Origin of the sequence: Arthrobacter sp. HMWF013 (assembly GCF_003061105.1) — a bacterium.
GTDB lineage: Bacteria > Actinomycetota > Actinomycetes > Actinomycetales > Micrococcaceae > Arthrobacter.
In genome coordinates, this window is record NZ_QAIQ01000488.1 from 1,469 (window position 1) to 7,147 (window position 5,679).

Sequence of the window (5,679 nt, forward strand, 5' to 3'; positions counted from 1 at the left end):
GCAGGCGGCCACGCCAGCCGCTGCCTCGTGGCTGGCCGAGGTGGAGGACGCGGCGCCGGGCCGCTTCACCATGACGCTGTACGCTGCAGTGGCGCGGGCGCACGCTGCCGCGTCGGGGACCGCCCGCGCCAGGATGCGCGACGCCGGGAACAGCTGGGTGGTGCTGCAGGCCAGCCGGCTCATCACGGGCGATGATCCCGAACAGATGGTGGTCACCGTGGAACCGGCCACCACGCAGGACCTGGTCAGCCTGCTGCTGACGGCCTACGGAGCCACCGCCAGGGAACGGGAGGTCTGCATGGAGGTACTGGCGGGAAGCCCGACGGCGGAGATCGCCCGCCACCTCTTCATCTCCCCGCACACCGTGCACGACCATGTGAAGGCGCTCTTCGAGAAGGTGGGCGTGGGCAGCCGCGGGGAACTGGTGGCGAAGCTGCTGGCCTGACCGGCGTGCCTGGCAGCGAGAAGATGCTGGCTAGGCTGGGCTGATGGACTTTCACATCCGGCAGGCCACCCCGGAGGACGCCGAGGCGCTGGTGCTCATGCACACCATCGCCCATGAGGAGACCTACGGACACCAGTTGTCGGCGGAGTTCTTCCGCGCCCGGCGCGCCGCGATTCCCGAACGGGTGGAACGCCGCCGTCCCTCCCTGGCAAGCGCCGATCCGCGGATCATCGCCTTCGACCCAGACGGTGAGCTGGTGGGATTCGCCGACGCCGGCCCGGGACGGGATGAGGATGGCCCCGAGGCGTTGGAGCTGTATTCGCTGTACACGCTCCGGCGGACGCACGGCAGCGGACTGGCTGTTGCTTTGCTCAGTGCCGCCATTGGTGAAAGCCCGGCGTATCTCTGGGTGCTGGCGGACAATCCGCGGGCGGCGGCCTTCTACCGCAAGCACGGCTTCCGCCCGGACGGGAAGCGCGGGCTGCTGCCACCCGAATGGGAAGAACTGCCCGAATTCCGGATGGTCCGGTCCGCGGGGGACGGGTAGGATCGAAGCCGTTGCCGCAGGTCAGCGGCGGTTTTGGGGGAAGCTGATGAACAACTTGCTGCTGCGCCGCGTATTCCGGGCGAGGACGGCATTCCGCGCCGGGACGGCACTGCTGGCGGCGGCCGGGCTGCTGCTGGCCCCCGCCGTCGCCGCCCTTCCGGCACTGGCCGACGACGCAACGTCACGCGACGCAACCGAGGTCGGTACCGGCCTCCAGCCCCTGGGTGTGGTGTCCGCCCCGGACGGGACGCTGTACGTCAGTGACTACCACTGGGCGGGCGGCGTCGCCGTGTTCGAGCCCGGAGAAACCCGGGCGTCCCGCACCATAACCGTGGGGCGGTTTCCCTCATCCTTGGCGATGACGCCGGACGGGACGCTGTATGTGCTCCAGACAACGGACTCCGGGCAGGCCGAGATCGGAGTGGTCTCCGCCGGTGCGGCCAAACCGGACTATGCCATCGCCGTGAGCCCGGGCACGCACTGGCTCACGGCGGGGCCGGACGGATCGGTGTACGTGGCCAACCCGGCGGAGGGGAGTGCCTCGGTGGTCCCGCCCGGCCGCACCTGGACCGAGCGCACCATCCAGGCCGGGCCCTATCCGGTGGAGCTAACGGTGGCCAAGGACGGGACGCTCTATGCCGCCAACGAATATGAAGGCACAGTCACCGTGGTCCCCGCGGGTTCGCCCAGCCCGTCGCACACCATCAGCGTCGGCGCGAAGGCCCACCCGCACGGCATCGCGGCCGCCCCGGACGGAACCGTGTATGTGGCAAACATCCTGACCAACGACGTCGCGGTCATCGAACCCGGCGGTACTGAAGTGGCCAGGCGGATCCCGGTGGGCGGCGCACCGCAGGAGGTGGTGGCCGCCCCGGACGGCACCGTCTACGTGTCCAACAGCACGGACAACACGGTCTCGGTCATCCAGGCCGGCGCCGGCGCCGTTGCTGAAACCATTGCCACCGGCGAGGATCCGGGCCGGATGGCGGTGCGGGCCGACGGATCAGTGGTGGTGGTCAACCGGGGCGGCAGGTCCCTGACCGTGATTGGCTGGGCCAAGAAAGGGCCCGGCCCTGTGCCGGCTGCCGCCGGGGTGCCCGACGCCGGCGGGTCAGGGGCCGCAGCCCAGGCGTCCGACGGCGCTGCCGCCGCACCGGGTCTTCCGGCTATTGCCGCCGCGGCCGCCGTGGTGTTCCTTGGTGGTGCCGGTGCCCTGATCGCGGTGGCGCGGCGCCGTCGGAAGGACCGGCCGGACGTCCCGGCGTGGACCCTCAGCCAGGGTCAGTGACCGTCCTCAGCTTCTCGAAGGATTCAGTCCAGCCGTCCCGGTGCAGGGCCAGCCGCTCCTCGGTGAGGAACGGCCCCTGCGAGAGCACCAGGCGGGTGCCGGACCCGGCGCTCCCGAGCGAGAGGTCCACCACCGTTTCGCCGTCGTCCGGGGTGGGTTCCTCCCAGTTGAAGGTGTAGACCAGCCGCCACGGCGGATCGATCTCGAGGTACTCACCCGAGAGGTGGAAGGGCTCGCCGTCCGGCGGCGTCATGCGGAACCGGTAACGTCCGCCCACCACCAGGTTCACGTCGGCAGCGGGGATGATGAAGCCGTGCGGCCCCCACCACTTCACCAGCTCCGAGGCCTCGGTCAGCATCCTGAAGGCGCGTTCCGGGGGTGCGGCGAGCGTGCATTCAAGATTCAGGACCAGCCCGCCGGTTTGCTCAGTCATGGTCCCACTCTCGCACCCGCCGGACGCGGGCGGAAGGCCGCCAAGCTGGTTAACTGTCAGGTGAACTGAGAGAAGGAGCCATCCATGCCCGATCTGGCCGTGTCACGGAAACTGCGGGTAAGCCTGCCCGATCAGAAGCTGCTGGCGGCACTCGAGCCGTCCGCCGGCGTCGAACTTCTGCTGTGGGACCTGACCGGGCCCGCCCCGGCGGACCCGTTGGACATGGTGGTGCCGCCGTACATGGGCGGGGCGGCGCCGCTGAAGGCACTGGATTCGGTGCAGGTGGGGCTGGTGCAGAGCCAGTCGATCGGGTACGACGGCGTGGCCGCGGTTCTGCCCGCCGGGTGCCTTTTCGCCAATGCCGCGGGTGTCCATGAGACGTCGACGGCGGAGCTTGCGGTGGGCATGATCATTGCCAGCCAGCGGGGGATCCCGGACTTTGTGCGGAATGCGGCGATTGGCACCTGGGACAACTCGCAGCGTCCCAGCCTGGCCGACCGGCGCGTGCTGCTGGTGGGCTACGGGGGAGTGGGGAAGGCGATCGAGGCCAGGCTGCTGCCGTTCGAGGCGGAGGTGACACGGTTGGCCAGCCGGGGCCGCGACGATGAGCGCGGCAGGATCCACGGAATTGATTCCCTGGACGAACAGCTGCCGCTGCACGACATTGTGGTGGTCAGCGTTCCCCTCAGCGAACAGACCCGGCACCTGGTGGATGGCAGGTTCCTCGCAGCGATGGCCGACGGGGCGCTGCTGGTGAACGTGGCGCGCGGGCCGGTGGCCGACACCGAAGCGCTGCTGCGCGAAACCTCCTCCGGCAGGCTGCGGGCGGCGCTGGACGTGACGGATCCGGAACCGCTGCCGCAGGACCACCCGCTCTGGAACGTGCCGGGGGTCCTGATCACCCCGCACGTGGGCGGCGCGAGCTCGGCCATGCTGCCGCGGATGGCGCGGCTGATCCGGAAGCAGATCGGGCTGCTGCAGGCCGGACAGAAACCGGTCAACGTGGTGCTTGGCGGCGAATCCCCTTAACCGAGGGACGCAAGAAACGCCGCCGTATCCTCTGCCACCTGCTCCGGGCACTCCCACAGCACCACGTGGCCCACGTCCGGATAGACCTTCAACACTGCGCCGGGGATCCGGGCGGCGAGGGTTTCCTGGTCACCACGTGGCAGCAGTTTGTCCTGGGCACCGCAGAGAATCAGCGTGGGCGCTTCGATGGTTCCCGTGTCCGTGGGCGGCGTTGCTTCGCGCAGGCCAGCCAGGATCCCTTTCCATGCGCGGGCGGGCATCCTGAGGCCGTCGCGCACCCGGTCCTCGATGTACCACTCCGGCACGTGGTGGTGCAGGGGAAACCAGGACAACGAGGCCCGGACCCAGTCCTCGTCGAGCGGGTCCCTCAAACGGTCCACCTCGTCGGCGAACGTGGTCCGTCCCTGAAGGCTCAACGGCGAGCCCACCAGCACCAGCGCAGCCACCCTTTCCGGATGGGTAACGGCGAGCTGCTGCGCGACGTACCCTCCGCTGGAGGAGCCGACGACGGCGGCCCGGGGCACGTTGAGGGCTTCCAGGATCGCTGCGGCGTCCTCAGCCTGTTCCGCCAGGGAGTAACCGCCCTCCGGTTTGTCCGCTTCGCCCTGCCCGCGCAGGTCCGGCGCGTAGACCCGGAAGTCCGCCAGCAGGGGTATCAGCCGGTCAAAGCTGCCGCGGGATTCGCCCCACGCGTGGAGCAGCAGCACCGGTGGTGAGTCGGCGTCGCCGTCGGTACTGTCCCTGACCAGGCACGGCACCGTGATGCCGGTGCGGAGCGCCAGGTCCCGGATCTCCGCGTCCATGGCTGCTCACCGGGTGACCCGATACCGGACGTGGGTGACCAGGCTGCTGCCGCGCACCTCCGTCGGCTCGAGCTTGAGGCTCCCCACGCCGTCGAGCAGCCGCTCGCCCGCTCCCAGGACCATGGGCGAGATGTGGAGCCGCAGTTCGTCGATCAGCCCTGCCGACAGGTATTGCCGGGCAGTCTGGGCGCCGCCCGCGATGGCCACGTCCTTGCTGCCGGCGGCCTCGCGGGCCTGGGCCAGCGCCGCTTCGATCCCGTCGGTGACGAAGTTGAACGTGGTGCCGCCCTCCATCTCCAGGGGCTTCCGTGCATGGTGGGTGAGGACGAAGACGGGTGCGTGATAGGGCGGCTCCTCACCCCACCAACCCCGCCAGTCCTCAGCCCACGGCCCGGGGCCGGGCCCGGCGTACATGTTCCGGCCCATGATGAAGGCGCCGGCCGCGAGGATGCCTTCCCTTTCGGCTGTGTGGGCTTCAGGTTCCTCGAACTGCCACCGGTGCAGGCTCTCGCCGCCCTCGCCCAACGGTTCCGCCATGCTCTGGTTCGGGCCCGCGAGGTAGCCGTCGAGGGAGATGGTCAGATCGCACGTGACTTGGCTCATGCGCACATCATGCCACCCGCTCACGGCCCCTGAGTAGGGCCGGAATGTTCGATCATGACGGTGCCGGCGTCGCCGTCCACCCGGATCTGCTGGCCGTTGGCGAGACGCTGGGTGGCCACCCCGGTGCCCAGCACCGCAGGGATCCCGTACTCCCGGGCCACGATGGAGCTGTGGCTCAACGGCCCGCCCACATCCGTGACCACGGCGGAGGCCATCGCAAAGAGCGGTGTCCACGCGGGTGTGGTGTTCCGGGCCACCAGCGCCTCCCCGGGCACCATCAGGGCAAAATCCTGCGGCCCCCTCAGCACGCGCGCCGGAGCGGTGACCCGGCCCGAGCTCGCACCCGTGCCCTTGATGATGTCGCCGGCCTGGTGCTGCGAGCCCGCGGGCATCATGGACGTCAAAGACTTTTCCATCCAGCGGCTCTCCGGCAGCATCTGTGGGGCAGCAGCCTTCAGCTGGCCGCGCCACAGCATTTTCCGCTCCTCGACAGCGGCGGCCCGCACTGGCCGCTCCGCCCCGGTAATGGCC

Annotated in this window: 8 protein-coding genes; 4 read left to right on the forward strand and 4 right to left on the reverse strand. The window is 69.9% G+C overall.

Annotated elements, in window-relative coordinates:
* From DBR22_RS24705 to DBR22_RS17430, 3 genes are all read left to right on the forward strand, one after another.
* Positions 1 to 445, forward strand: a 445-nt coding sequence (locus DBR22_RS24705; RefSeq protein ID WP_258229268.1) for a helix-turn-helix transcriptional regulator, incomplete at its 5' end; no start/stop codon positions are given.
* 43 nt (positions 446 to 488) lie between these two features.
* Complete coding sequence (locus DBR22_RS17425; protein ID WP_108600059.1) at positions 489 to 992, forward strand: GNAT family N-acetyltransferase; 504 nt, start codon at positions 489 to 491, stop codon at positions 990 to 992.
* 46 nt (positions 993 to 1,038) lie between these two features.
* A complete protein-coding gene (locus tag DBR22_RS17430) occupies positions 1,039 to 2,280 on the forward strand; it encodes a YncE family protein (RefSeq protein ID WP_108600060.1) in 1,242 nt (413 codons plus the stop codon).
* On the opposite strand, the gene DBR22_RS17435 is transcribed toward DBR22_RS17430, so the two are convergent.
* Positions 2,264 to 2,713, reverse strand: a complete 450-nt coding sequence (locus DBR22_RS17435; RefSeq protein ID WP_108600061.1) for an SRPBCC family protein — start codon at positions 2,711 to 2,713, stop codon at positions 2,264 to 2,266. The two genes, DBR22_RS17430 and DBR22_RS17435, sit on opposite strands and share 17 nt — an antisense overlap.
* A gap of 99 nt (positions 2,714 to 2,812) precedes the next feature.
* Between DBR22_RS17435 and DBR22_RS17440 the strand changes: the two genes are divergently transcribed.
* Positions 2,813 to 3,742 (forward strand): 2-hydroxyacid dehydrogenase, encoded by a 930-nt coding sequence (locus tag DBR22_RS17440; protein ID WP_108600064.1) that lies wholly within the window; start codon positions 2,813 to 2,815, stop codon positions 3,740 to 3,742.
* On the opposite strand, the gene DBR22_RS17445 is transcribed toward DBR22_RS17440, so the two are convergent.
* The 3 genes from DBR22_RS17445 to DBR22_RS24710 form a co-directional block, all read right to left on the reverse strand.
* On the reverse strand, positions 3,739 to 4,545 hold the full coding sequence (locus DBR22_RS17445; RefSeq protein ID WP_108600062.1) for an alpha/beta fold hydrolase: 807 nt from the start codon (positions 4,543 to 4,545) through the stop codon (positions 3,739 to 3,741). The genes DBR22_RS17440 and DBR22_RS17445 overlap by 4 nt on opposite strands.
* Positions 4,546 to 4,551: 6 nt before the next feature.
* On the reverse strand, positions 4,552 to 5,148 hold the full coding sequence (locus DBR22_RS17450; protein ID WP_108600063.1) for a dihydrofolate reductase family protein: 597 nt from the start codon (positions 5,146 to 5,148) through the stop codon (positions 4,552 to 4,554).
* 20 nt (positions 5,149 to 5,168) lie between these two features.
* Positions 5,169 to 5,679 (reverse strand): PEP-utilizing enzyme (locus DBR22_RS24710; RefSeq protein ID WP_258229269.1); only part of this gene is annotated, 511 nt, incomplete at its 5' end.